At 39.4% G+C, this 208-nt stretch carries 1 tRNA gene; it reads left to right on the forward strand.

From position 1 onward, the window contains the following. The first annotated feature begins 34 nt into the window (after positions 1-34). Positions 35-127 (forward strand) — tRNA-OTHER (locus MO387_RS21135). The last annotated feature ends 81 nt before the right edge of the window (positions 128-208 follow it).

Raw genomic sequence — 208 nt, forward strand, 5'->3', positions numbered from 1 at the left:
GTCACCAGTTCATTATTTTTCGTGGAGGATAGATGGCTAGATTCGAGTTGAAAAAGGCAGTGAATGTCTTAGTTAACTTAAACTCATAATCGTTAGGTCCACGGTTCAAGTCCGTGAGGGGCCACCAATTTTTTTGATTAGCCGCTTAAAGAAATTAAAGCGGCTTTTTCATATCTGAAATTCAGCATTAGCTAGCCCTGTCTATATC

It is taken from the genome of Shewanella sp. N2AIL, assembly GCF_022690845.1.
Taxonomy (GTDB): Bacteria; Pseudomonadota; Gammaproteobacteria; order Enterobacterales; family Shewanellaceae; genus Shewanella; species Shewanella baltica.